We start from the raw sequence: 23,394 nt of genomic DNA on the forward strand, positions 1-23,394 counted from the left end.
CGCCGGCCCGATGCCGGCGCGCGCCACAAGATGTCACCCGTCGTCGCGCGCCGGCAGTCGAGCGCGCGCGGAGCGGCTCAGCGCCCGGCCGCGATCGCACCCGCGCGGTCGCGCGCCGTACGCTCCGCGGCCGGGATGCGCCACTCGGCCAGATTCGACCACCAGGCGTCCGCGCGCAGCGGGAACGGCCGCACGCGCCGGTGCACGCCGGCGACGTTGCGCATCTCGAACAGCCACACCGCGGGCGCGTCGTCGGCCAGCGCCGCGTAGGCGCGCGCGTAGAGCCCCGCGCTCCGCGCGGCGTCGAACGTCCCCGATGCGCTGTCCACCAGCGCCTCGAACGCCGCACCGCGATAGCCGCTCGTGTTCGCGCCGCCGCGGCCGTCCTTCCCCGGCGCCCCCCAGCGCTGCAGGATGCCGCGCGGATCGGGGTCCGCGTGCCACGCCTCCAGGGTCGCGTCCCAGCGCCCCTGCTGCGCCGACTGCGCGAACGCCGCCGGGTCCTGCGCGTCGACCACGATCTCCGCGCCCACCCGGCGCAGCTGCTCCTGGATCAGCACCGCGAGCTGCCGGCGCGCGGCGCTCGTGGTGTGCACCAGCAGTCGCAGCGACAGCTTGCGTCCGCCGCGCTCGCGGATGCCGTCGCCGTCCGCGTCGCGCCAGCCGGCGGCCTCCAGCTCGCGTGCGGCGCGCGCGGTGTCGTACGCGGGCCCCATCGGCTCCGGCAGCCCGCCCGCGAGCGCCTGCGGCGCGGGCACGCTCCGCGCGACGGCGGCCGAGTCGAAGACGTTGCGCACGACGCGCTCGCGGTCGATGGCCGCGGCGAGCGCGCGGCGCACCGCACGGTCGGCGAGGATCGGATGCGCGCCGCGCCCACCCTCGCCGCGCAGGTTGAACGCGAGGTAGCCCTGGTCGAGCGACGGATACGCGAACGCCCGCAGCGACTGATTGCCGCGCACCATCGCGAGGCCGTCGCCGCGCACCGCCTCCCACCAGTCGCTGGCGCCGCTCACGAGCGAGCGCGTCGCCGCACCCGGATCGGGATTCACGGCCCAGATCACGCGGTCGAGCTGTGGACGACCGCGCCAGTTGGTCGTGTCGGCCACCAGCTCCACGCGCGCGCCGTGCTCCCAGCGCACGAACCGGAAGCGGCCGCTCCCCACGGGCTGCTTCGCGAAATCGCTCGCGGCCAGCTGCGCCGGATCGACGTCGCGCAGCAGGTGCTCGGGCAGGACGTGCACCTGGTGCACCGCGTCGAAGAACTGCTGCGGGCTGCGCCGCTTGAACCAGACGACCGCGGTCGCGCTGTCGGGCGCCGACACCGAGTCGACGTTCGCCAGCAACGGCGCGACGACGCTCGCGGTGCGCGCATCGGCGTTGAGGCGGAAGCTGAACGCGACGTCGCGCGCCGTGACGGGCTTCCCGTCGTGCCACCGGGCGCGCGGGTCCATCGCGAAGCGCACCGACAGCGAGTCGGGCGCCCACGTCCACGACCGCGCGAGGCGCGGCGCGAAGCCCGCGTCGCCGACCGTGTTCAGCTTCCCGCCGATCTCCGCCAGCCGGTCGAACAGCTGCGCGACGATCTGCGCGCCCTGCAGCGACGAGACGAGCGGCGGCACCAGGTGGTCCGGATCGCCCACCGTGGCGATGACGAGCGTGCCACCCGGGGCATCCGACGGCGGCGTACGCTCGGCCGGCCGCTCCGCGGTGCAGGCCGCGGCCAGCGCGAGGAGCGCGACCCAACGGCCCGGCGCGCGCGATGGCGTCGGTGGCGTCGGCGAGGCGGAGGTGGCGGGCATGCGGACGGGCGGCGAGGAGTGGTTCGACGTCGAGCGGGACGCGCGGGCGCGCACGTGACGATGGTCACGCCGTGCGGCGTGCACAGGACGCGCGCCTTCACGGTTCTGTCACGCCGCGCCGCGAAATGTGTCGCACGCGCGCCGCGGCGCCGCGCGAACGCCACAGCGGGCGCGCGGATCTCCACGCGAATGTCACGTGACGGAAGCGCAAGGGGCTCGTCTGCAGACTGACGCAGGGCGGGCCGGCGGTGAAGTTCGGCGGGGTGTGTGATGCGTCACGGACCACGCGGTCGGCCCCGCGTGAGCTTCTGCACGTCGATAAAGCGAGCTCTTCCGTGAGCCTCGCAGGGCACTCCGCTGCGATCCGCGGCCGGGCGCGTTCTCATCCTCGCTGGAGCCGTCACATGCGCAACCTCCGGATCACGGCCGCGCTGGCCGTCGCACTCCTCACCGGCACCGCCGTCGCGTGCGGCCCCGATCGCGCGCCCACGGCGCCGGCGATCGGCGCCCTCCGCGCCGACGTGGCGCCGAGCGCCGACCTGCTGTCGGCGGCGGACGGCCGGACCGCCAGCTGGTCCGTCTCGGGCCTGCGCCGCGAGCGTCCCCTCGCCAGCGACATCACCGTCCAGCAGGTGATCGGCCCGCGCGGCGGAAAGCTGTCGATCCCCGCCGCCGGCTTCACGCTCGAGGTGCCCGCGGGCGCGGTCGCGACCGAGACGACCTTCAGCGTCACCGCGCTCGCCGGCGAGATGCTGGCGTACGAGTTCGGACCGTCGGGCACGAGCTTCCCGATCGCGCTCCGCGGCACGCAGGATCTGAGCGGCACGCTGGCGAAGCGCCTGCCCCGCGGCGCGACGCTCGGCCTCGGCTACTTCCGCGCGCCGTCCGACGTCGATGCCTCGACGGGCACGGCGATGGTCGCGCAGGAAGTGGAGGCGACGGTCGACAAGTCCGGCCACCGCCTGAGCTTCGGGATCCCGCACTTCTCGGGCTGGATCATCCTCTGGCGCAACGGCTTCACGGCCGACTCGGTCTGGGAGCCGTGAGTCGGCGCGAGTCGACACTCGATCTCCGCCTCGTCTCAGCGGCTGGCGACGCTCGCACGAGCGTCGCCAGCTGACGCGTTTCCGCCACCCTCGATGCCCTCCCACCGCCGCGCCGCCAGCGACGACGAGATGCCTCAGCCCCAGCGCGTGCGTGTGACCGCGCGGGCGGCTGCGGCGTCGCGCGGCGTCTCCGTGATGGAGCGCGCGGACGCGCTCTGCGCGCGTGGCAAGCCGGCGGCCGCGCGTCAGCTCCTGGAGCGCACGCTGCACCTGCGCGCTCGCCGTGGCGAGGCGACCGCGCCGTACACGATGCTGAGCGCCGTCGCGCGGACGCACCTGCTGGAAGGCGACGCGGAGGCCGCGCTGGCGTGCCTGGACGCGGCGCTCGCATCCGCGGAGGCGGACGGCGACGCGAGCGGAATCAGCATCTCGCTCAACGGCCAGGCCGGCGTGCGGCTGCGGCGCGGTGAGCTCGACGAGGCCGAGCGCCTCTATCGCCGGGCGCGCGCCGCGGGCGAGCACGCGGGCGACCTCGACTCGGCGGCGAAGGCGGCGGGCAACCTGGGCATCATCGCCAGCATCCGTGGCGATCTGACCGCGGCGCTCGGCCACTTCGACGACTCGCTCTCGGCGCTGCGCCGGCTCGGGCAGGCCAACACCGTCGCGTACGCGCTGAACAACCGCGGCATGCTCCTGCGGCGGATGGATCGGTTCGACGAGGCCGCGTCCACCTTCGACGAGGCGCTGCACACGCTGGCGGCGCTCGGCGACCTCACGGGCCGCGCGCTGGTGCACGTGAACCGCGCCGAGCTCGCGATCGCACGCGGCCAGCTCGACGACGGCAGCACGGAGTGCGACGCCGCGGCGAAGCTCGCGCGGCAGGTCGCCGACGACGGCATCCTCGGCGAGGCGCACAAGCTGTACGGGATCATCGCGCGCGAGCGTGGCGAGCTGGCCGACTCGGAGGAGCACCTGCGCACCGCGGAGTCGATCGCCGACGCGCGCCGCGACCTGCTGCTGCTGGCCGAGACGCTGCGCGAGCGCGCGGAGCTGCACCACCGCCAGGGCCGCAACCGCGACATGTTCCAGTCGCTGAACCGCGCGCACCGGCTGTTCGCGCAGCTCAGCGCGCGTCGCGACGTCGCCGACGTCGACGGCCGCATGCAGCGTCTGGAGGACGAGTTCCTGCGCCTGGCACGCCGCTGGGGCGACGCGATCGAGGCCAAGGACCGCTTCACGCAGGGTCACTGCGAGCGCGTCGCCGAGCTGGCGTGCGCGATCGCGGAGCGCGCGGGCTTCGACCAGCGCGCGCTGTTCTGGTTCCGCATCGGCGCGCTGCTCCACGACGTCGGCAAGCTGATCGTCCCCGCCGAGGTGCTCAACAAGCCGGGCAAGCTGACCGACGAGGAGTGGGCGCTCGTGCGCAGCCACCCGTCGGTCGGCGTCGAGATGCTCGCCGACACCGAGTTCCCGTGGGACGTGCGCCCCATCGTCGAGTCGCACCACGAGCGCTGGGACGGCCGCGGCTATCCCGCCGGCCTCGCCGGCGAGGCGATCCCGCTCACCGCGCGCATCCTCTGCGTGGCCGACGTCTACGACGCGCTCACCAGCGTGCGCAGCTACAAGCGCGCCCTGACGCACGACGAGGCGATGGCGATCCTGCGGCAGGACGTCGGCACGCAGTTCGACCCGCACGTCTTCGCGTTCTTCGAGGAGGTCGCGCCCGCGTGGCGCGCGCGCGTCGCCAACCTCGTGCCGGTCGCGGACGCGCCCCGCGCCGAGCCGGCGCCCGCGGGCCTCGACGCGCTCACGGGGCTGCCGGGCCGCGACGCGCTCGTCGCGGAGGCCGCGCGCGTCCTCACGGCGCGTCGTGACACGACGCGTGCGACCGCGCTGCTCGCCCTCGACGTCGACGGCATGGCCGCGCTCAACGCGCGGCTGGGCCGCGAGCGCGGCGACGCCCTGCTGCAGCGCGTCGGCGAGATCCTCTCGCGCCACACGCGCGCGAGCGACGTGGTGGCGCGTGCGGGCGGCGACGACTTCCTCGTGCTGCTCCCCGACCTCGAGGCCGCGGACGCGGAGCGGATGGCCGAGCGGCTGCGCGCGGCCGTGGCGCCGGCGCTTGGCCCCGACGCTTCGCTCGCGCTGTCGGTCGGCGTCGCGGTGCTGGGCGGCTCGTCCGCGACGGCGGAGGCGCTGCTGGAGCGCGCCGAGCGCGCGCTCGCCGCCGCGAAGGTCGCCGGCGGCAACCGGCTCGTGCTGGCCGTCTGAGCTAGGCCTCGGGGCGCACCGCGGGCACCGCGCGACAGTGCGGCCCGTGCTCCTCGCAGTACCAGCCGTGCCGGTCGTGCCACACGCGGTGCGCCTTCGCCTCGCTGCCGAAATGCACGCGCCAGACGCCGCGCACGCGCGTGCGCGCGCCGCCCACCCGCTGCGCGTCCAGCACCTCGATCAGCACGCGCTCCGGGAAGAGCTCGAACTGCGCGGGCGGCGGCGGCACGGCGGGCGCGGACGGCTTCGCGGATCTGGCGCGGGTGCGGCGTGTGGCGGTGGTGCGTGACATGGGCGGGACGGATGCGACGAGGGCGGTGCGCGACCGGCGCACCGCCCTCGTCAACTTCGCGCGTCGCGCGGGACGGGGAAAGCCCCGCGCGACGCACGTCGCGTCACGCCGCGCGCGTCTCGAGGTAGCGCAGGGCCTCGTCCGCGGCCGGCGCGGTGAGCCCGCCGGCGATCCGCTTGCGCACGATGCTCGTCACCTTCTCGTCGGCGATGCGCGCCAGCAGCGCCTCGATGCGCTCCATCTGCTCCGCCGTCGCGGGACGCGGCTTCGGCGTCGCCCACTCGGGCAGCGCGGGCGGCTCCCACTTGAACCACTTCCCGTCCTTCGTCTTCGCCGAGAAGCGCCCGTTCTCGGTGACGTTCGCCCACCCCTCCTCGAGGTCGTAGAGGTAGCGGCCGATCCCCCACTGCACCGCCGCGCGCTTCATCGCGTTCGACAGCCCGCCCTTCACCGGCTCGACGTCCGTGTTCTCGGCGCCGTCCCACTTGGTGACCCAGTCCGCCGTGCCGTCGGCGCGCTGCACGCGCACCGACAGACCGCAGACCACGCCGCCCGCGGGGCCCTCCTTGTACACGTTCTGCCAGTTCTCGGGGCCGACGACCTCGTCGAACCGCTCCATGATCGCGCGGTTCGTCACGTAGGCCAGCACGCGCGCCCACGGCTTCCCGTTCTTCTCGCCCGCCGTCTGCACGCGCCACTCGATGTCCGCTGGCGCGAAGGGGTCGCGCAGCCGGGCCAGATCCGTCTCGTCGCTCATCCTGCCGTCTCCTGTTCGTCCGTCCGATATGAGAAAGTCCGGCGCCGGCACGTGCCGGGCACCGGACATCCATACACCGAACGGAGACCGAAGTTCACGGGATCCACGGGTTCCGCCCGTCGGATCCGGCAGGCGGGCTCAGGCCCAGCGCAGCTCCCACTCACAGAAGGCGTCCCCTTCCAGGGCGCAGCGCACGTGGCGGACGCGGGGCTTCTCACCCCCGGCCAGGGAGAGCGCACGCTCCAGCCCGCCGGTCTGCCGACGGCAGAACACCGGGCTCTCGTGGGTGAAGCCGACCAGCCGCAGCACCACCCGCCCGCCCCGCTCGCCGACGTCCTCCTGCTCCACCACCTTCATGTCGCCCGGGTGGTAGTAGAGCCGGAACAGCGAGACGCTCTGGGTCACGAACTCGAGCGGCGACGCCTTCCGCAGGATGCCGCCGTAGAGCTGCACGCCGAACGACTCGATCGCGTGCGCACCCGCGCGCTCCGGCCAGTCGGGCACCGACGCGCCGATCACCTGCTCCGTCGCGTCGCTCAGCCGCGACCAGAGCGCGAAGGGGAACTCGTCGGTCGGCGTCGCGTCGAGCACGCGCTTTCGCTCGCGCGCGGGCAGCGCCTCCAGCACGCGCGCGACGGCCGCCTCGCCCGCCACGCTCTCGACGAAGGCGAGCGTCGCCCGCAGCGTCGAGCCCTTCGCGACCTGCGCGGGGGTCGTCACGCGGACGCCCCCGCCGTCGCCGGCTCGGTCATCGCCGCGAGCGCGCGCCGGTCGATCTTGCCCGAGCCCAGGCGCGGCAGCGCGTCGAGCAGCACGACCTGCTTCGGCACCTTGTAGCCCGCCAGCGCGCCGCGCGCGAACGCCACCACGCGTGCGGCGTCGACCGGATCCCCCGCGCGCGCCACCACGAATGCGCGGCCCACCTCGCCCCACCGGTCGTCCGGCACGCCGATGACCGCGACCTCCGCGACGCCCGGACAGTCGGCGAGCGCCGCCTCCACCTCCCCCGGGAAGACGTTCTCGCCACCCGAGATGAACATCTCCTTCCGCCGACCGCAGATCCGCGTCAGCCCCGTCGCGTCGCGCACCGCGAGGTCGCCGGTGCGCATCCAGCCGTCCGCCGTCAGCGCCTCCGCCGTGCGCTCGGGCGCGCCGAAGTATCCGGCGAACAGCTGCGGGCCGCGCAGCAGCAGCTCGCCGGGCGTGCCTGGCGGCACGTCCTCGCCCGCCTCGTCCACCACGCGAACGCTCAGGAACGGGATCGGCCACCCGACGGTGCCCGGATGCGCCTCCGCCGTCTCGTCGTTCGTCGCGAAGCAGTTCGGGCCGCACTCGGTGAGCCCGAAGCCCTCCTGGAAGCCGTGGCCGGCCGCGCGGATCGCCGCGCGCACCGCGGGCGGACAGGGCGCGCCGCCCGACACGAACCGGCGCAGCGCCGGCAGCGGCTCGCCCCAGCGCGGCTCGGCCATCAGCATCGTGAACTGCGTCGGCACCGCGAACGCGAGCGTGCACGCGTGCTCCGCGAGCCCGGCGAGGAAGCGCGCCGGCTCGAAGCCGTCGAACAGCACGACGGTGCCGCCGACGTGCAGCACGGGCGTCAGGAAGACGTGCCATCCGCCCGTGTGGAAGAGCGGCGTCGACACGGGGACCACCTCGTCGGGGGTCATCCGCCAGCCGGTCACGGTCGCGACCGCGTTGTAGAGCAGCTGGCGCCGCGGCAGGATCACGCCCTTCGGCGCGCCGGTACTCCCCGACGTGTACAGCAGCATGGTCGCCGACTCGGCATCGCTCGGCGGCTCCGGGAGCGGTGCCGCGTCCGCGACGCCGTCCGCCGCGTCCAGGCGCAGCGTCGCGACACGCGGCGGCGCACCATCGACGGCGAGCGCGCGTGCGGCGAGCGTATCGTGCCGCGCGTCGCACACGAGCACCATCGGCCGCGCGTCGGCCAGCACGCGCGCCAGCTCCGACGGCGCCAGTCGCCAGTTGAGCGGCACGAGCACCGCGCCCAGTCGCAGACAGCCGTAGAAGAGCGCCACGCACTCCGCACGCGTCCCCGCCAGCAGCGCGACGCGGTCGCCCGTCGTCACCCCGGCCGCGCGCAGCACGTGCGCCCACGCCCACGATGCTGCGTCCAGCGCCGCGTACGTCAGCCGCGCACCGTGCGTGTCGTCGACGAGCGCGACGCGCGACGGCGCGAGCCGCGCCCAGCGCCGCACCGCGTCGACGTCGTCGGGGAACTGCGGGAACGTCGACATCGTCGTCACTCCTTCCGGACGGCGGTGGGCAGCGTGTGCCGCGCGATGAAGGCCGCGACCATGTCGCTCGCTGCCGGACCCGTCGCGTCCGAGTACGTGCCCTCCTTCGATCCACCGGACCACGCGTGCCCGAGCCCCGCGATCTCCACGTACTCCACCACATCACGCCCGGTCGCATCACGCCAGCCGAGCTGCTGCCAGCCGCGCGTCGCGCCGTCGGCCGGCACCGTGCGCGGCTCGCGCGGCGTCGCGCCGATCGCCGCCGCCCACTGCTCCGCCGCGCGCCGTCCGTTCGCCGGCACCACGGTCGCGTCCGCGCCGCCGTGCAGCACGAGCAGGGGCAGCGCGCGCGCATGCGCGCCCATCCGCTCACGCACGGCCTGCGGCGACGACTGCTCGACCGTCGCGCCGGCCTTCATCACCTGCCAGGCCTGCGCGGCGCTCGTGACCGCGCCCACCGGCATCCCGCTCGCCGACGTGACCGACGCGAACCGCTCCGGATACGACGACGCGAGGATCAGCGCCATCGCGCCACCGGCCGAGATGCCGGCGACATGGACGCGTGCGGGGTCGGCCTTCTGCTCCGCCGCCACGCGCGCGATCAGCCCCGCCAGCAGCGCCGGCTCGCCCGCGTCGCGCCGCGTGTGCGCCGCGTCGAACCAGTTCCAGCACTTCAACCCGTTCGCGGCGGCCGGCTGCTCGGGGTACAGCACCGCGAACCCGTCGCGCTCCGCGACCTCGTCCATCCGCGTGCCGCGCGCGAGGTCGTCCGCGTCCTGCGTGCAGCCGTGCAGCAGCACGAGCAGCGGCGCCGGCCGCGCCGCGTCGCGGCGCGTCGGCACGAACAGCCGCCACCGGCGCGGGAGCGCGCTGTCGCCCCACGTCCCGTACGTCACCTGCCCCGCCGAGTGCGGCGCCGACGCGGCGGCGGAGGCCTCGCCCCCGCCGCCGGCCAGCCCCGCGCCCAGCGCCAGCGCCACGCTCAGTGCCACGCGGCGCATCTCAGCGGTGGAGGCGCACGCCCAGGAACGCCATCCCACCGATCTCCGGCATGTTGACCATCTCCGCATGCTTCCGGCCCACGCCGCAGCTGCGGTCCTCGCTCTCGATCACCGAGTTGGCCTTCGGGGTGCCGGCCTTGTACTTCAGGTTGCGCGCGCTGCACGTGAGCAGGTTGCTGACGCCCAGGTTCAGCATCGCGTTCGGCACCGCCGGCAGCTTGAGCGACACGTTCGCGTCCAGCGTGCCGAACGTCGGGATGACGCCCGTGTTGATGCCCGAGCGGAAGTAGTAGGCGTTCACGTTGCGGAACGTCGCGCCCACCGTCAGCGGCCCGACGTTCTTCACCGTCGCGCCGAGCGTCCACTTGGTGCTGGGCGCGTTGAGCTCGTTCGCCTCGGTCGTCGTGACGCCGGGCAGCACGCCCTCGATCGTGAGGTCCGACAGCTTGGCCGTCGACGTCGTCGCGCGCAGCTCGATGCGCGGCGTCAGGTAGTAGTTCACGCCGAGGTCGACGCCAGAGAGCGTGGCGCGGCCCAGGTTGTAGTACGTGAGGACGATCGGCGTGATCGGCGTCGCCGCCTGGTTGACGATGCGCCCCTGCGCGTTGGTCGGGATCTCGCTGCCCGGGTTGACGAGCGGCACCGCGAACGTCGGACCGCCCGCGGCGGCCGTCGCGAACGGGTTGCCGATGATCGTCAGGGGGCTCATGAAGTTCTCGTACTTCGAGTAGTAGTACGACGCGTCGACGTACAGCTTCTCGGCCAGGATGCCCTTGTAGCCGGCCTCCCACGTGCGGTTCGTCTCGGGGACGAGCGGCTTGAACGTCCGGAGCGTCTGCCCGCCGGCGTTCTGCATCGCGAAGCCCGTCGTGTTGCCGTAGATCGAGATGATCGACGTCCAGTCCGGGATGAAGAAGTTCGTCTGCAGGATCGTCGGCGACTTGTACGCGCGGTTGAACGTGACGCGGAATGCCTGGTCCTGCATCGGCTTCACGACGATGCCCGCCTTCGGGCTCCACTGGCGCGCGTAGTTCTCCGGATCGTCCAGCCGCCCGGCGAGCACGAGGTCGAGCCACGGCATCACCGGCGTCGTGGTCTGCGCGTAGACGCCCGCCTGCGAGTTGGACACGTCCTCCTTCGTGATGCGGTCCGTCAGCCACTGGCGGTCGCTGCTCACGACGTCGTTGCGGAACTGCGTCCCGAACACGACGGCGGTGTTGAGCAGCATCGGCACGACGTAGTTGCCCTGCACCTCCGCCGCGTACATCCGACCGTCGCTCGGCCAGTCGGAGAGCTTGCGCAGCGAGTCGGCGCTCAGGCTCGCGTTGGCCGCCACGAGCTGCGCGCCCGCGAAGCGGTTGAGCGCGAACGACGTCCCGCTCTGGGACTGCGCGCGGTAGGCGTTGACGTACCAGTGCGGCGTCGTGTAGCGCGCCTGCAGGACGTTGTAGTCCCAGTCGCGCAGCTGGTTGCGGCCGACGTTCGTCTGGCCGACGCCGTCGGTGCGGCTCCAGCCGCCGTTCACCTCGAAGCGGTTGGGCCCCATGTAGTACGCGAGCGCGCCGCTGCCGCGCATCACGCGCGCGTCCCAGTTGATCGGGTCGCGCAGCTTGCTCTCCAGCACCGAGCCCGCCGAGCCGGGGGCGACGAGTGCGCCGCCCGCGCCGTAGGTCAGGTCGTTGTCCCAGTCGTTCGCCTGCTGGTACTCGCCCGAGACCTTGTAGCCGAGGTTCCCGCTCACGCCCGCGTAGCGGCCCTGCACGTCCATGTAGCCGCGGTTGCCGCCCGTCACCTCGAGCGTAGCGCCCGGGAACTGCCGCGGGTCCTTCGTGCGCAGCGCGAGCACGCCGTTCGACGCGTCCGGGCCGTAGAGCGCGGAGCCGGGGCCGACGAGCACCTCCATGCCCTCGAGGTCCACCTTGGGCGTCGCGGTGAACTGGCCCACCGGCAGGCCGTTCTCCGGCAGCACCGAGATGCGGCCGTCCTCCACCATCAGGAAGCGGTTGTTGAACGACGAGTTGAAGCCGCGCGCGTTGATCGCGACGCTCGTCATGCCGACCTGGATGAAGTCGAGGCCCTTCGCCTCCTTCAGCGCCGCCGCGAACGTGTTGCCGACCGCGTTGTCGAGGGTCTCGGTGCCGATGCTCGTGACCGTCGCCGGCGCGTCGGTGATCTTCTCCACCCGGCGCGACGCCGACACGACGACGCCGCCGAGCGACGCCGGCGCCGTCTCCATCGCGACGTCGAGCCGCGCCTCCTCGCTCGCCCGCACCACCACGCCCGGCATCGTGCGCGTGCGCTGCCCGATGCGCTGCACCCGCACGTCGTACGTCCCGGCCGGCACGCCGCTCAGGCGGAAGCGGCCGTCGGCGCCCGTGATCGTGCCGAAGCGCGTGCCCGCGAGGCTCACCTGCGCGCCGCTCAGCGGCTGCTGGTTGGCGTCGGTGATGAGGCCCGCGATGCGGCCCGTCTGGCGGCTCGCGCTGGCCGCGGGCTCCTGCGCCTGCAGCGTGCCGCCGATGGGGTTGGTGACGAGCAGGGGGAGGCCGGCGACGGCGCCGGCGACGAGCGCCAGTCGCCGCACGCGCGCGACGCGACAGAGGACGCGGGGGGAGGGATTCGGCTGCATGGGAGTGCTCCGAGGAAGGTGGGAACTGCCCTGCACTACGACGGCGAACGAGCGCGCGCGCGAGCCGGCGCGCCGGGTGACGGATCGAGGCCGCGGCCTCGGGCTACGCGGCGCTACACGTCCATCACCAGGCGGACGTCCGGATCGAGCTCCCCCGCGGCGCGCGCGCGGGTCAGCCACGAGACCACGAAGAAGGCGAGCAGCGAGAGCACCAGCGCGACCGCGGTGCCGCTCACGCCCGCCGGGAACGAGAAGACCTTGAAGAACGCCAGCGACTCCAGCGCGAGCGTGACGACGAGACCGGTCGCGATCGACGACACGGCGCCGGCGCGCGTCGCGCCCTCCCAGTTCAACCCGATCGCCAGCGCGGGCACGGTGGTCGACGCGAACAGCCCCCAGCCGAACACGCCGAGGAAGGCGACCAGCGCGCCGGAGTACTGCGCGATGACCGCCGCGACGATCGCGATCACGAGCGTGGCGATGCGGCCCCAGCGCAGCTCGTTCGTCACGCGCCGCCCGAAGGCGACGGGCAGGTCGTGCGTCACCGCCGCCGCGCCGATGTTGATGAACGAGTTGACCGCGCCCATCGTCGCCGCCGCCGCGCCCGCGAACACGAGCGCCGCCAGCAGCGCGGGCGTGAACTGCAGCAGGAACGACGGCGTCGCCGCGTCGGGACGCGCCAGCGGCGCCATCCGGCCGGACGTCACGAGTGCCTTCACGCCGATGCCGACGCCGAAGAACAGGAGCAGCACGACGATCTGCCCGACCGACTTCAGCAGCGGGTACCACTTCAGCTGCCGAATGTCGCGCAGCATGTAGTACTTGTGCACGGCCTGCGGCTGGCCGAGCGATCCCATGCCGAACACGAAGAAGAACGACAGCGCGGCTAGCGGCGTCAGCTTCCCCCACGGCCCGAGGAACGCCGGGTCGCTCGGCAGGATCGACTGCGAGAGGCCGCCCATCCCGCCGCCCACCGATAGCACCGCCGCGAAGACGAGCGTCGACGCGACGGCCATCAGCGTGCCCTGGAAGACGTCGTTGTAGATGCCGGCGAGGATCCCGCCCGCGACCGAGTAGGCGAGCGTCACGCCGGTCCCGATCCAGATGCCGGCCGTCACCCCGATGCCGAAGATCGCGTCCAGCACGTAGCCCATCGCGAGGCAGTTCGTGGCCATGTAGCCCACGATGCCGCACAGGATCGCGACGGCCGACAGCCCCTGCGCAGCGGGCGAGCGGTAGCGCGCCCCGATCGCGTCGGGCACGGTCATCAGCCCGCGCACCTCGCCGAGCAGCCGCATGCGCTTCGCGAGCACCCACGCGCCCAGCACGTTCGTCACGGACGCGGGCAAGATGATGAACAGGGCGCCGAGTCCTACGGAGTACAGCAGCCCGGGCCCGCCGATGAACGCGAAGCCGGACACGGACGTCGACACCGACGCCACCGTCAGCGCCGCCAGCCCGATGCCGTGTCCCGCGACGAAGAAGTCGCTCGCGGTGCGCGTCCGCCGCGTGGCCCACACGCTGATGGCGACGATCACGGCGAAGTACGCCAGCGCGACGACGATGATCGTCGGGTTGCTCACGCGCTCCATCGGACCGCCGGCACCGCCACCCTTCTGGAGCAGCGCGAGCGCGGGAAGCACCACGCTCGCGATCATGCCGCGCGCTCCCGCTGCAGCTGCGCGGCGCGCGCGCGGCCGGCCGCCTCCACGCGCGCCTGGTCCTCCGGACGGAGCGTCTGCGCGTCGAACGTCAGCGCGTACACCACCGGCAGCACGATCACGGGCAGCAGCCCGACGCCGTACACGATCACCGCCGCGCGGCGCGGCAGCCCGAGCCAGAGCGGCTCCGCCGCCCCCAGGTCGTCCGGCAGCGCCAGCGCGAGCGCGAAGCCGCCGGCGAGCATCACGCCAACCAGCGCGAACGCGGCCAGCGTGCTCCCCGGCACGCGCCCACGCCGCGCGGCGCCGAGCACCATCGTCGCCACGAGGTCGAGCGGCACGCCGAGCGCCATCGCCCACGAGGCCCAGCGCGGCGCGCCGCCGTCACGGAACGCCGACGCGTACGCCACCGCGATCGCCGCCGTGCCGAGGAAGAGGGCGCCCACCGCCACGCGCGTCAGCGCGCCGCCCGCGGGCCGGTCTCCGGATTCCGTCATGCGTACAGCTCCTCGAGCACCGCGTGATACTTCGCCTCGACGACGGAGCGGCGGACCTTCAGCGTGGGCGTCAGCTCGCCGCCCGCCTCGGTCAGCTCCTCCGGCACCAGCGCCCAGCGCGCGATCCGCTCGTGGGGGGCCAGTCCGTCGTTCACCTGCGCCACGTGCGCATCGAGCGCGCGCCGCACCTCCGCCTCGTCGTCCGCCGCCGGCACGAACAGCAGCGCCGTCGCGAACCGCCGTCCCTCGCCCGCCACCAGCGCCTGCGACACCGCGCGGTGCTCACGCAGCCGCGCCTCGATCGGCAGCGGCGCGACCTTCTTGCCGGTCGACAGCGCGAGGATCTCCTTGAGCCGTCCGGTCACGTGCAGGATCCCGCGCGCGTCGATCGCGCCGAGATCGCCCGTGCGCAGCCACGCGCCGTCGGCCGTGAATGCGGCCTGCGTCGCCTCGGGGCGCCCCAGGTAGCCGGCGAACGTCAGCGCGTTGCGGCGGACCTGGATCTCGCCGTCCGCCGCGATGCGGAGCGTGGTGCCCTCCATGGGGCGGCCGACGCCGGCGAAGTCGTACGCGTCGGGCCGGTGGAACGCGACGCACAGGTGCTCGGTCTGCCCGTACGCACCGAGCACCGTCAGGCCGACCGCGTCGAGCGACTCCGCCACGTCGCGCCGCAGCGGCGCACCGCCGGACGTCGCGAGGCGCACGGCGTCGCCGATCGCGCGCTTAATCACCGCGGCCGCGGCCCCGCGCACCGCCTGCCACTCGCGCTCCATCGTCTCCGGCACCGGCGCGCCCGCGCGGCGCAGGCGCGACCGCTCGGCACCGAGCGCGCGCAGACGCGCCCACGTCTCGCGCTCCTCGCCGGTCGCGGCGCGCTCCGCCTGCTCCAGCGTCGCGTGCAGCTTCTCGTACAGACGCGGCAGCCCGCCGAGCAGCGTGGGGCGGAAGGCGCGCGCGGCGTCGGCCAGGCGCGAGGGATCGGGCACCAGCACCGCCTCCATCCCGCACACGAGCCGCGTGTACAGCCCGAACACGCGCTCGGCCGCGTGCGCGTACGGCAGCAGCGACAGGCTCCGGTCGCTCGCGGTCAGGCCGAGGGTGTCGCGGATCGACTCGGCGGACGCGACGAGGTAGGCATGGGTCAGGCACGCTCCCTTCGGCTCGCCCGTTGAGCCGGAGGTGTAGATCAGGATCGCGAGGTCGTCGGGCGCGGCGGCGGCGATGCGGCGGTCGAGCTCCGCCTCAACGGCCGCGTCGTCGAGCGCCGCATGCCCGGCGTCGAGCATGTGCGCGAGATCGGCGACGATCGTCGGCGCCGCATCGAGACCGCTGCACGCGGCGCCGGCCTTCTCCAGCTGCGCCGCGTCGTCGCAGAAGAGCAGCCGCACGCCGCCATCGAGCAGCAGCTGCCGCACCTGCGCCTGCGTGCTCGTCGGGAAGATGCCGACGCTCATGCCGCCCGCCATGAGGATGCCGAGATCCACGATCGGCCAGAGCATCCGGTTGCCCGCGAGCACCGCGACCCGCGCGCCGACCTGAAGCCCGCGCTGCACGAGCGCCGCCGCGACCGCGCGCGCGGACCGCGTCCACTCCGCCCACGTCAGCTCGGTGTCCCCGTCGGCGCCCGCGACGGCCAGCTCGCGGTACGCGACGTGGGACGGGTGGGCGGCGGCCCGCGCGAGCAGCCGGCGCAGCACCGTGTCGTGCGCGGTCGCGGCGCACATGCGCTGCGCCCACGCGACGAACGACGTGCCGGGCGCGCCGCTCATCGAGCCGCGACCTCCGGCTGCCACGCGACCGGATGCCAGCGCATCGCGACGCAGCCCATCGACAGCCCTGCGCCGCTGCCCGTGAGCACCACCAGGTCGCCCTCGCGCAGGCGGCCCGCGCGCCGCGCGTCGTCGAGCGCCATCGGCAGACAGGCGGAGCCGGTGTAGCCCCACTTGTGCATGATCGTGTGCGCGCGCTCCATCGGCTGGCCGAGCGTCCGCATCACGACCTCGATCGTCGAGCGATTGACCTGCGTCCACAGCCAGAGGTCGACCTGATTCGGCGTTGCGCCGGCGCGCGCCACCACGTCGCGCGCGATGCGCGGCCACCCCTCCTCGTTCACCGACGCGGGATACTTCTGCACGAAGCGCAGGCGGTTGCGGTAGCCGTCGCGCAGCACGTCCTCGGTGATCGGCTCCGCGGTGCCGCCGGCGAACACGCCCATGCCCGGCGCCAGCCGCCCGTCCGCGAACAGCTCCGACGCGACGACACCCGGCGCGTCCGACCGCTCGACGACCGCCGCGCCCGCGCCGTCCGCGAAGATCGTGACGGTCTTCTTGTCCTGCTGGTCGAGGAACTTCGACATCGCGTAGGCGCCGATGACGAGCACGCGGTTGTAGCGGGGGTCGGCGGCGATGTACTTCTGCGCGACGTCGAGCGCGGTCACGAAGCCCGCGCATCCGCTGTTCACGTCGAACGTGCCCGCGCGCCACGCGCCGAGCCGTCCCTGCACCACGCTCGACGTCGCGGGCGACACGTACTCCGGCGTGTCCGTGGCGACGATCAGCAGGTCCAGGTCCTCGGGCGTCAGCCCCGCATCCTCGAGCGCCGCGCGGCCGGCGCGCTCCGCGAGGTCCGCGGTGCTCTCGTCGGGCGCGCACCAGCGCCGCTCGCGGATGCCCAGCGTGTTCGCCACGAAGTCCTCGACGTCCACACCCAGCTGCGCCGACAGCTCGGCGTTGGTGACGATGCGCTCCGGCACCGTGCTCCCGGTCCCGGTGATGGTGGCGAAGGCTGGCGGATGAGTCATGCGACGGGTGCAGCAGGGGAAGCGTCGGCGGGCGCGGGCCCGGTGGTGCCGCGCGCGACGAGGCGCACGGCGAGCGGCGCGCTCTGGGCGCGCGGCTTCTCGCCGGCGAGCTGGCGGAGCAGCAGGCGCGCGGCGCGCGCGCCGAGCTCGCGCGCGGGCACCGCGATCGTGGTCAGCTCGGGCGTCACCAGCTGCGCCATCTCGATGTCGTCGCAGCCCACCAGCGACAGCTCCGCGGGCACGCGCACGCGCGCCTCGGCCGCCGCCTTGAGCGCGCCGACCGCGATCAGGTCGTTGGCGCAGAAGACGGCGGACGGACGCGTGCGACCGTTCAGCAGCGCGCGCATCGCGTCGCGGCCGCCCGCCACGGTCGCCGGCGCGCGGCGCAGCCATGGCGACGGCAGCGTCACGTCGGCGGCGCGCAGCGCGCGCACGAAGCCGCGCTCGCGCATCCGGAAGGTGTGCACGTCGGACGACGGCCCGATGAACGCGATCGCGCGGTGCCCGAGCCCCAGCAGGTGCTCGGCGGCCAGTCGCCCGGCGCCGGTCGCGTCGCTGGCGACGCCGGGCCACCGCTCGGACGGCTCGTCCACGAGGACCACGTTGACGCCGGTCAGCGCGCCGGCGTCGAGCGAGGCCGCGTTCGCGGCGTCCAGGATCACGCCGTCGATCTGCCGGCTGATCAGCGTATCGAGGTGGCTGGCGACCGGCCGCTCGGTCTCGCCGCACAGCAGCATCGCGTAGCCCGCGGCCGATGCGACCCGCTCGGCACCCGCGATCACGTCGGCGAAGAACGGGTTGCGCAGGTCCGGGACGATGACGCCGAGCGCGAACGACCGGCCGCGCGCCAGCGACTGGGCGACGACGTTCGGCCGGTAGCCCAGCGTCGCGGCCGCCTCCAGCACGCGCTCGCGCGTCGCCGGTGCCACTCGCGCCCGCGGGTGGTTCCCGAGCACGAGCGACGCCGTGGGCTGGGAGACCCCGGCATGCTGGGCGACGTCGCGGATGGTGACGCGGGCGGAGGCGGCCATGTGGAAGGGCTCGTCGCCAATACGCTTTGGCGGCGCCGCTAATACGCATTGGCACACAGCCCCTGTCAAGTGCTGCGGTGGCGGGCGTTACCTTTGCACCGTGTCCTCCACGATGCCTCCGGACCTCTCGACGCCCACCCCGCTCGCCGCCACCAGCGGCGCGACGATGGAGTTCCCGGTGTACGCGCCGGGCCAGGCCATCGACGCCGAAGGCTACGCCGTCGCGCCCGTGCGCCGCGGCATCCGCCCGCGCAAGCGCTCGCGCCTGCAGCGCCTGCTCATCGGCCTGTCGAGCGGCACGCTGCTGATCATCGTCGGCGGCGTGCTCGGGCTGGCGACGCTCCTCTCCCCCATCGGCGCGCGACGCGCCGCGCGTGCGGCGGCCGAGCAGGAGCTGGCGAGCGAGCTGGAGCCGGGGGAGCGCGTGCTGGGCCGCGCGTACGTCTCGCAGCGCAACTGGTGGGACAACCTGCGCGAGTCGTTCGGCGTGCTGGCCGCGACCGACCGCCGGCTCCTCTACGTCGGGCTCCCGCCCGCGCCCTGGTTCGTGCGGCGCGTCGAGGGACCGCCGGAGCTGCGCTCGCAGAGCTTCCAGTACGACGCGCCCTTCGTCGCCGACGCGCGCCGCCTCTTCCTCGGGCTGACGCGCGGCGTGCTCGTGCGCACGCCCGCGGGCGACGTCGCCTTCCTCGTCCCGCGCGGCGAGGCGGCGCGCGTGCGGGACATCGAGCGCGTCGTGGAGCGCGCGCTCGCCGCGCGCACCGAGGCGCAGGAGCGCGAGCAGCTCGCGCGCAGCGCCCCGCCGCCGCCGCCGCCGGTCTACGGCACGCACACCGTGCGCTACGGCGAGGCGGTCACCAGCATCGCGCGCCGCTACCGCACGACGCCCGACGTCATCCGGCAGCTGAACCGCCTGCAGAACGACAACATCCGGGCCGGTCAGCGCCTCCGCGTGCCCATCCCGCCGGGCGCCGACAGCCTCGCGACCCGCGCCGCGCCGACGGGGGCGCGGCCGCAGGCGATCACGTACTAGAAACGACTGCGGGCCGCGGACAGCGGGTCAGAGGATCCGCGGTCCGCAGCCCGCAGCGTCCCGTGAGACGTGTGCCGTGCGCTACTGGTTCATCACGAGCGCGAACACGAGCGGCGCGCAGATCGACGCATCGCTCTCGATCACGTACATCGGCGTCTCGCCACCGAGCTTGCCCCACGTGATCTTCTCGTTCGGCGGCGCGCCCGAGTAGCCGCCGTAGCTCGTCGTCGCCTCCGAGATCTGGCAGAAGTAGCCCCACAGCGGGACGTTCTCGCGCTGCAGGTCCTGGTGCAGCATCGGCACCACGCAGATCGGGAAGTCGCCCGCGATGCCGCCGCCGATCTGGAAGAAGCCGATCGACGTGCTCGCCGACAGCTCCGTGTACCACTCGGCCAGCCACGTCATGTACTCGATGCCCGTGCGCACCGTGTGCACGTTCTTCACCTCGCCGGTGATCACGTGCGACGCGTACATGTTGCCCGTCGTCGAGTCCTCCCAGCCCGGCACGATGATCGGCAGGTTCTTCTCCGCCGCCGCGACCATCCACGAGTCCTTCGGGTCGATCTGGTAGTACTCCTCCAGCTTCCCCGAGCGCAGGATCCGGTAGTAGAACTCGTGCGGGAAGTAGCGCTCGCCCGCCGCGTCCGCCGCCATCCACTCCGCGAGCACCACCTTCTCCAGCCGGCGCATCGCCTCGGCCTCGGGGATGCACGTGTCGGTGACGCGGTTCATGTGCCGCTCGAGGAGCGCCTCCTCCTCCTTGATCGACAGCGTCCGGTAGTGCGGGACGCGCTCGTAGGCATCGTGCGCCACGAGGTTGAACAGGTCCTCCTCGAGGTTCGCGCCCGTGCACGAGATGGCGTGCACCTTGTCCTGCCGGATCATCTCGGCCAGGGTGATCCCCAGCTCCGCGGTGCTCATCGCGCCGGCGAGGGTCACCATCATCTTGCCGCCCTTGTCGAGGTGCCGCGTCCAGCCGTCGGCGGCGTCGATGAGGGCGGCGGCGTTGAAGTGCCGGAAGTTGTGCTTGAGGAACCGCGAAACCGGTCCGAGCTCGGTCGTCATTGCCCAGTCCTAATGAAGGGAGTGCGAAACGTCGCGAAAACCTAATCGGTGAGGTCGGGCGGCCGGCAACGGCCTCGGCTGGTGTGCGCGTAGGGGGAGCCCCGACAACGGGGTGGCGGATCGACCGGGGAATCTTCCGCAGGGTCCCCGACGGGGTGGGCCGAGCAAGACGGGTACCCTCCATCCGTCAGCAACGCCGACCGAATTCCGCGACCAGAGCCCGCCATGTCCTCGCATATCTCGCCCGAGTCCGCCACCCAGACCCCCGAGTCCGTCGCCGAGCAGCTGCACCAGCAGGTGCTGGCCAGCCCGTCCCGCCGTGCCTTCCTGCGGCAGGCCTCGATCGCGACCGTGGCGGCCGGCGCCGTCGGCGCGCTGGCCGCGTGCGGCGACACGGCCGCCCAGAAGGCCGCGCCCGCTACCGCGAAGGCGGCACCCGACAGCGACCACAGCGGCGGCTCCACGGCTGCCCATCCCTCGACCGCCGGCGCGGCCCCCTCGCCGACGGCCGTGGCGCCCTACGGCGGCCTCACGCTCGCGCAGGCCCGCGCCCGCGCCGACGCGATGGACGCGATGCACGAGAAGGGGATCAAGGCCTTCCCTGCGGCGACGAAGGGCAAGGGCAACCAGCTCCTGAAGCCCCGCATCGAGAACGGCGTGAAGGTCTTCGAGCTCACGGCGCGGCCCATGAAGTGGGAGACCGAGCCCGGGAAGCTCGTGGATGCCTGGGCCTACAACGAGCAGGTGCCCGGCCCGCAGATCCGCGTCACCGAGGGCGACCGCGTCCGCGTCGTCATCAAGAACGAGCTGCCGGAGTCCACGGCCGTGCACTTTCACGGCGTGGTGCTCCCGGTCGCGCAGGACGGCGTGCCCTTCATCACCCAGCCGCCGGTCAAGCCGGGCGAGTCGTTCACGTACGAGTTCACGGCCAAGAACGCGGGCTCGCACATGTACCACTCGCACATGAACGCGGCCAAGCAGGTCGGCACGGGGCTGCTCGGCGCCTTCATCATCGAGCCGAAGCGCCCGCGCCGCATCGAGAAGGTGGACGTCGACTACGTGATGGTCTTGAACGACGGCATGCACGGCTACACGCTTAACGGCAAGGGATTCCCGGCGACGGAGCCGATCAAGGCGAAGCTCGGGCAGAAGGTGCGCATCCGCTTCATGAACGAGGGGATGATGATCCACCCGATGCACCTGCACGGCATGCCGATGACGGTCATCGACAAGGACGGCTGGGCGCAGCCCGCTCCCTGGAAGTGCGACACGCTCAACATCGCGCCCGGCGAGCGCTGGGACGTGATCGTCGACTGCGACAACCCCGGTGTCTGGGCCTTCCACTGCCACATCCTCCCGCACGCCGAGATGGAGCACGGGATGTTCGGGATGGTGACCGCGCTCATCGTCGAGAAGTGACCGGCGCCGTGGCCGACGTCGTCCCCACCGCACCGCACGCCCTCACCCGTGCGCCCCGCGAGTCGCTCGCGGGGCGCCGCGGTGCGGACGCGCGGTCGCCGTGGATGCGCCGTCTGCTCGGCGTGCCGCTCACCGCGAAGCTGGCCGGCGCGAACCTGTTCGTGCTGCTGCTCGCCGTGGCCGGGCTGGTGCTGGCCGCCGGCCGCCCCGACCACCTCGACGTCTGGATCGTCGGCGGTGCGCTCGCGCTCGGGCTCATCGTCAACTCGCTGCTCGTGCGCTACGCGCTCCGGCCGGTGTGGGAGTTGGAGCGCGTCGCGTCGCGCGTGTGGGCCGGCGACTTCGGCGCGCGCGTGCCGGGATCCGCGGTCGCGGACCGCGAGATGACCCGCGTGGGCCGCACCTTCAACCTGCTGCTCGACTCGCTCGCGACGGACCGCGAGCGCATGCGCACGCTCGCCATGCAGGCGGTGCGCGCACAGGACGACGAGCGCTCGCGCATCGCGCGCGAGCTGCACGACTCCACGGCGCAGAACATCGCCGCGCTCACGTACCAGCTGGCCGCCGCCGCGCGCCAGGCGGGCGAGAGCGGGCAGCCGGAGCTGGAGGCGACGCTCCGCGAGCTGCGCGAGCAGACCGGCGAGCTGCTGGAGGAGGTGCGCCTGCTGTCGCACGCCATCCATCCGCGTGTCCTCGACGACCTCGGGCTCGTGCCGGCGCTGGAGTGGCTGGCGCGGCGGACGCGCGAGCACACCGCGCTCGAGGTGCAGGTCGACGCCGACCTTCCCGGCGATCCGGCCGACATGAGCGACGCGACGGCGGCGGCGCTCTACCGCGTCGCGCAGGAGTCGCTGCGCAACGTCGAGCGCCACGCCCGTGCGCACGTCGCGCGGGTGACGTTGCGCGCGGAGGCCGACGACGTGATCCTCGAGGTGGTCGACGACGGCCGCGGCTTCGACGTCGCGGAGGCCGAGGCGCGCCGCCCGGGCATGGGGCTGTTCTCGATGCGCGAGCGGCTGGGCCTCGTCGGCGGCTCCTTCGAGATCTCCACCGCGGCGGGCCGCGGCACGCGGGTGCGCGCCCGCGCGCCGCGCGACTCGTTCGCTCCACGACACACCGTGCCGTTCAGCCCTCCCGCTTCGGAGCTGCGATGATCGAGGACGTGATCCGCGTGATCCTGGCCGACGACCACGCGGTCGTCCGCGCCGGACTCAAGGCCGTGCTGGGCTCCGCGAAGGACATCCAGGTCGTCGGCGAGGCCTCCAACGGGCGCGACGCGCTCGCGATGATCGAGCGCCTCGACCCCGACGTCGTGCTCATGGACCTCACGATGCCCGAGATGGACGGCGTCGCGGCGACCAAGGAGCTGGTGGCGCGCAAGGCGCGCACGCGCGTGCTCGTGCTGACGATGCACGCGGAGGACGAGTACCTCGTGCCGTTGCTCGAGGCGGGCGCCAGCGGCTACCTCGTGAAGAGCGCGGCCGACCGCGAGCTGGTGGACGCGGTGCGCGCGGTCGCGCACGGCGACACGTACGTGCAGCCGTCGGCCGCGCGCGCGCTGGCGCGCGGGCTCAAGCGCCGCGAGGCGCATGCCGACGAGCGCGAGCGCTTCGACCGCCTCACGGAGCGCGAGCGCGACGTGCTGCGGCTGGTGGCGAGCGGCTTCAGCGCGCCGGAGATCGGCGAGAAGCTGTTCATCAGCCCCAAGACGGTCGACACGTACAAGCAGCGCATCGGCGAGAAGCTCGGCCTCACGCACCGCTCCGAGTACGTGCAGTTCGCGCTCAAGCTCGGCCTGCTGACGCAGTAGCGGTGCGGACGGCGCCCGGCACGCGCGC

The 23,394-nt window shown here is 73.7% G+C and carries 19 protein-coding genes; 6 read left to right on the forward strand and 13 right to left on the reverse strand.

Translation table 11 applies throughout. The features are described 5' to 3' along the window. Positions 1–77: 77 nt before the first annotated feature. On the reverse strand, positions 78–1,799 hold the full coding sequence (locus tag rosag_RS21085) for a peptide ABC transporter substrate-binding protein (protein ID WP_284352145.1): 1,722 nt from the start codon (positions 1,797–1,799) through the stop codon (positions 78–80). A 404-nt stretch (positions 1,800–2,203) separates the two neighbouring features. Here rosag_RS21085 and rosag_RS21090 point away from each other — a divergent pair, with 404 nt between their 5' ends. Both rosag_RS21090 and rosag_RS21095 read left to right on the forward strand, forming a co-directional pair. Then, positions 2,204–2,845, forward strand: coding sequence for a hypothetical protein (locus tag rosag_RS21090; RefSeq protein WP_284352146.1), 642 nt, complete (start codon positions 2,204–2,206; stop codon positions 2,843–2,845). A gap of 129 nt (positions 2,846–2,974) precedes the next feature. Continuing rightward, positions 2,975–5,116, forward strand: coding sequence for an HD domain-containing phosphohydrolase (locus rosag_RS21095; RefSeq protein WP_284352147.1), 2,142 nt, complete (start codon positions 2,975–2,977; stop codon positions 5,114–5,116). Position 5,117: 1 nt separating this feature from the next. Here rosag_RS21095 and rosag_RS21100 read toward each other — a convergent pair whose 3' ends face one another. The 11 genes from rosag_RS21100 to rosag_RS21150 all read right to left on the reverse strand — a co-directional run bounded on the left by rosag_RS21100 (position 5,118) and on the right by rosag_RS21150 (position 18,039). Further along, complete coding sequence (locus tag rosag_RS21100) at positions 5,118–5,345, reverse strand: hypothetical protein (protein WP_284352148.1); 228 nt, start codon at positions 5,343–5,345, stop codon at positions 5,118–5,120. A 166-nt stretch (positions 5,346–5,511) separates the two neighbouring features. Beyond that, positions 5,512–6,165 carry a Rad52/Rad22 family DNA repair protein gene (locus tag rosag_RS21105; RefSeq protein WP_284352149.1) on the reverse strand — a complete coding sequence of 218 codons (654 nt, stop codon included), beginning with the start codon at positions 6,163–6,165 and terminating at the stop codon, positions 5,512–5,514. Positions 6,166–6,303: 138 nt separating this feature from the next. Then, on the reverse strand, positions 6,304–6,885 hold the full coding sequence (locus tag rosag_RS21110) for a hypothetical protein (RefSeq protein ID WP_284352150.1): 582 nt from the start codon (positions 6,883–6,885) through the stop codon (positions 6,304–6,306). Continuing rightward, entirely contained in the window at positions 6,882–8,420 is a 1,539-nt protein-coding gene (locus tag rosag_RS21115; RefSeq protein WP_284352151.1) for a class I adenylate-forming enzyme family protein, read from the reverse strand. The genes rosag_RS21110 and rosag_RS21115 overlap by 4 nt, the downstream gene beginning before the upstream one ends. Positions 8,421–8,425: 5 nt before the next feature. Then, positions 8,426–9,421: an extracellular catalytic domain type 1 short-chain-length polyhydroxyalkanoate depolymerase gene (locus rosag_RS21120; RefSeq protein ID WP_284352152.1), complete on the reverse strand. Its 996-nt coding sequence runs from the start codon at positions 9,419–9,421 to the stop codon at positions 8,426–8,428. 1 nt (position 9,422) lies between these two features. Next, entirely contained in the window at positions 9,423–12,050 is a 2,628-nt protein-coding gene (locus rosag_RS21125; RefSeq protein ID WP_284352153.1) for a TonB-dependent receptor, read from the reverse strand. A 113-nt stretch (positions 12,051–12,163) separates the two neighbouring features. Then, complete coding sequence (locus rosag_RS21130; protein WP_284352154.1) at positions 12,164–13,708, reverse strand: sodium:solute symporter family transporter; 1,545 nt, start codon at positions 13,706–13,708, stop codon at positions 12,164–12,166. Next, the gene (locus rosag_RS21135; protein ID WP_284352155.1) at positions 13,705–14,208 is read right to left on the reverse strand and encodes a hypothetical protein; all 504 of its coding nucleotides are present in this window, start codon (positions 14,206–14,208) and stop codon (positions 13,705–13,707) included. Before rosag_RS21135 ends, rosag_RS21130 begins: the two co-directional genes overlap by 4 nt. Beyond that, positions 14,205–15,977 (reverse strand): AMP-dependent synthetase/ligase, encoded by a 1,773-nt coding sequence (locus rosag_RS21140; RefSeq protein ID WP_284352156.1) that lies wholly within the window; start codon positions 15,975–15,977, stop codon positions 14,205–14,207. The genes rosag_RS21135 and rosag_RS21140 overlap by 4 nt, the downstream gene beginning before the upstream one ends. After that, the gene (locus rosag_RS21145; RefSeq protein WP_284352157.1) at positions 15,974–17,008 is read right to left on the reverse strand and encodes a 3-oxoacyl-ACP synthase III family protein; all 1,035 of its coding nucleotides are present in this window, start codon (positions 17,006–17,008) and stop codon (positions 15,974–15,976) included. Before rosag_RS21145 ends, rosag_RS21140 begins: the two co-directional genes overlap by 4 nt. Continuing rightward, positions 17,005–18,039 carry a LacI family DNA-binding transcriptional regulator gene (locus rosag_RS21150; RefSeq protein ID WP_284352158.1) on the reverse strand — a complete coding sequence of 345 codons (1,035 nt, stop codon included), beginning with the start codon at positions 18,037–18,039 and terminating at the stop codon, positions 17,005–17,007. The genes rosag_RS21145 and rosag_RS21150 overlap by 4 nt, the downstream gene beginning before the upstream one ends. Before the next feature lie 100 nt (positions 18,040–18,139). Here rosag_RS21150 and rosag_RS21155 point away from each other — a divergent pair, with 100 nt between their 5' ends. After that, on the forward strand, positions 18,140–19,072 hold the full coding sequence (locus rosag_RS21155; protein ID WP_284352159.1) for a LysM peptidoglycan-binding domain-containing protein: 933 nt from the start codon (positions 18,140–18,142) through the stop codon (positions 19,070–19,072). An 81-nt stretch (positions 19,073–19,153) separates the two neighbouring features. On the opposite strand, the gene rosag_RS21160 is transcribed toward rosag_RS21155, so the two are convergent. Next, a complete protein-coding gene (locus tag rosag_RS21160; protein ID WP_284352160.1) occupies positions 19,154–20,137 on the reverse strand; it encodes a deoxyhypusine synthase family protein in 984 nt (327 codons plus the stop codon). 225 nt (positions 20,138–20,362) lie between these two features. Between rosag_RS21160 and rosag_RS21165 the strand changes: the two genes are divergently transcribed. Genes rosag_RS21165 through rosag_RS21175 form a run of 3 tightly spaced genes read left to right on the forward strand, consistent with a single transcriptional unit; the run spans position 20,363 to position 23,366 of the window. Further along, a complete protein-coding gene (locus tag rosag_RS21165; protein WP_284352161.1) occupies positions 20,363–21,556 on the forward strand; it encodes a multicopper oxidase family protein in 1,194 nt (397 codons plus the stop codon). An 8-nt stretch (positions 21,557–21,564) separates the two neighbouring features. Further along, positions 21,565–22,710, forward strand: a complete 1,146-nt coding sequence (locus tag rosag_RS21170; protein WP_284352162.1) for a sensor histidine kinase — start codon at positions 21,565–21,567, stop codon at positions 22,708–22,710. Beyond that, positions 22,707–23,366, forward strand: coding sequence for a response regulator (locus rosag_RS21175; protein WP_284352163.1), 660 nt, complete (start codon positions 22,707–22,709; stop codon positions 23,364–23,366). The genes rosag_RS21170 and rosag_RS21175 overlap by 4 nt, the downstream gene beginning before the upstream one ends. The last annotated feature ends 28 nt before the right edge of the window (positions 23,367–23,394 follow it).

Origin of the sequence: Roseisolibacter agri (genome assembly GCF_030159095.1) — a bacterium.
Lineage (GTDB): Bacteria > Gemmatimonadota > Gemmatimonadetes > Gemmatimonadales > Gemmatimonadaceae > Roseisolibacter > Roseisolibacter agri.

Excerpts from the sequence above, each read along its gene's own strand:
- rosag_RS21165 (WP_284352161.1), top strand. The coding sequence starts at position 20,363 with ATGTCCTCGCATATCTCGCCCGAGTCCGCCACCCAGACCCCCGAGTCC.
- rosag_RS21160 (WP_284352160.1), bottom strand. The coding sequence starts at position 20,137 with ATGACGACCGAGCTCGGACCGGTTTCGCGGTTCCTCAAGCACAACTTC.
- rosag_RS21175 (WP_284352163.1), top strand. The coding sequence starts at position 22,707 with ATGATCGAGGACGTGATCCGCGTGATCCTGGCCGACGACCACGCGGTC.
- rosag_RS21105 (WP_284352149.1), bottom strand. The coding sequence starts at position 6,165 with ATGAGCGACGAGACGGATCTGGCCCGGCTGCGCGACCCCTTCGCGCCA.
- rosag_RS21085 (WP_284352145.1), bottom strand. The coding sequence starts at position 1,799 with ATGCCCGCCACCTCCGCCTCGCCGACGCCACCGACGCCATCGCGCGCG.
- rosag_RS21120 (WP_284352152.1), bottom strand. The coding sequence starts at position 9,421 with ATGCGCCGCGTGGCACTGAGCGTGGCGCTGGCGCTGGGCGCGGGGCTG.
- rosag_RS21115 (WP_284352151.1), bottom strand. The coding sequence starts at position 8,420 with ATGTCGACGTTCCCGCAGTTCCCCGACGACGTCGACGCGGTGCGGCGC.
- rosag_RS21140 (WP_284352156.1), bottom strand. The coding sequence starts at position 15,977 with ATGAGCGGCGCGCCCGGCACGTCGTTCGTCGCGTGGGCGCAGCGCATG.
- rosag_RS21095 (WP_284352147.1), top strand. The coding sequence starts at position 2,975 with ATGCCTCAGCCCCAGCGCGTGCGTGTGACCGCGCGGGCGGCTGCGGCG.
- rosag_RS21130 (WP_284352154.1), bottom strand. The coding sequence starts at position 13,708 with ATGATCGCGAGCGTGGTGCTTCCCGCGCTCGCGCTGCTCCAGAAGGGT.
- rosag_RS21125 (WP_284352153.1), bottom strand. The coding sequence starts at position 12,050 with ATGCAGCCGAATCCCTCCCCCCGCGTCCTCTGTCGCGTCGCGCGCGTG.
- rosag_RS21150 (WP_284352158.1), bottom strand. The coding sequence starts at position 18,039 with ATGGCCGCCTCCGCCCGCGTCACCATCCGCGACGTCGCCCAGCATGCC.
- rosag_RS21145 (WP_284352157.1), bottom strand. The coding sequence starts at position 17,008 with ATGACTCATCCGCCAGCCTTCGCCACCATCACCGGGACCGGGAGCACG.
- rosag_RS21090 (WP_284352146.1), top strand. The coding sequence starts at position 2,204 with ATGCGCAACCTCCGGATCACGGCCGCGCTGGCCGTCGCACTCCTCACC.
- rosag_RS21135 (WP_284352155.1), bottom strand. The coding sequence starts at position 14,208 with ATGACGGAATCCGGAGACCGGCCCGCGGGCGGCGCGCTGACGCGCGTG.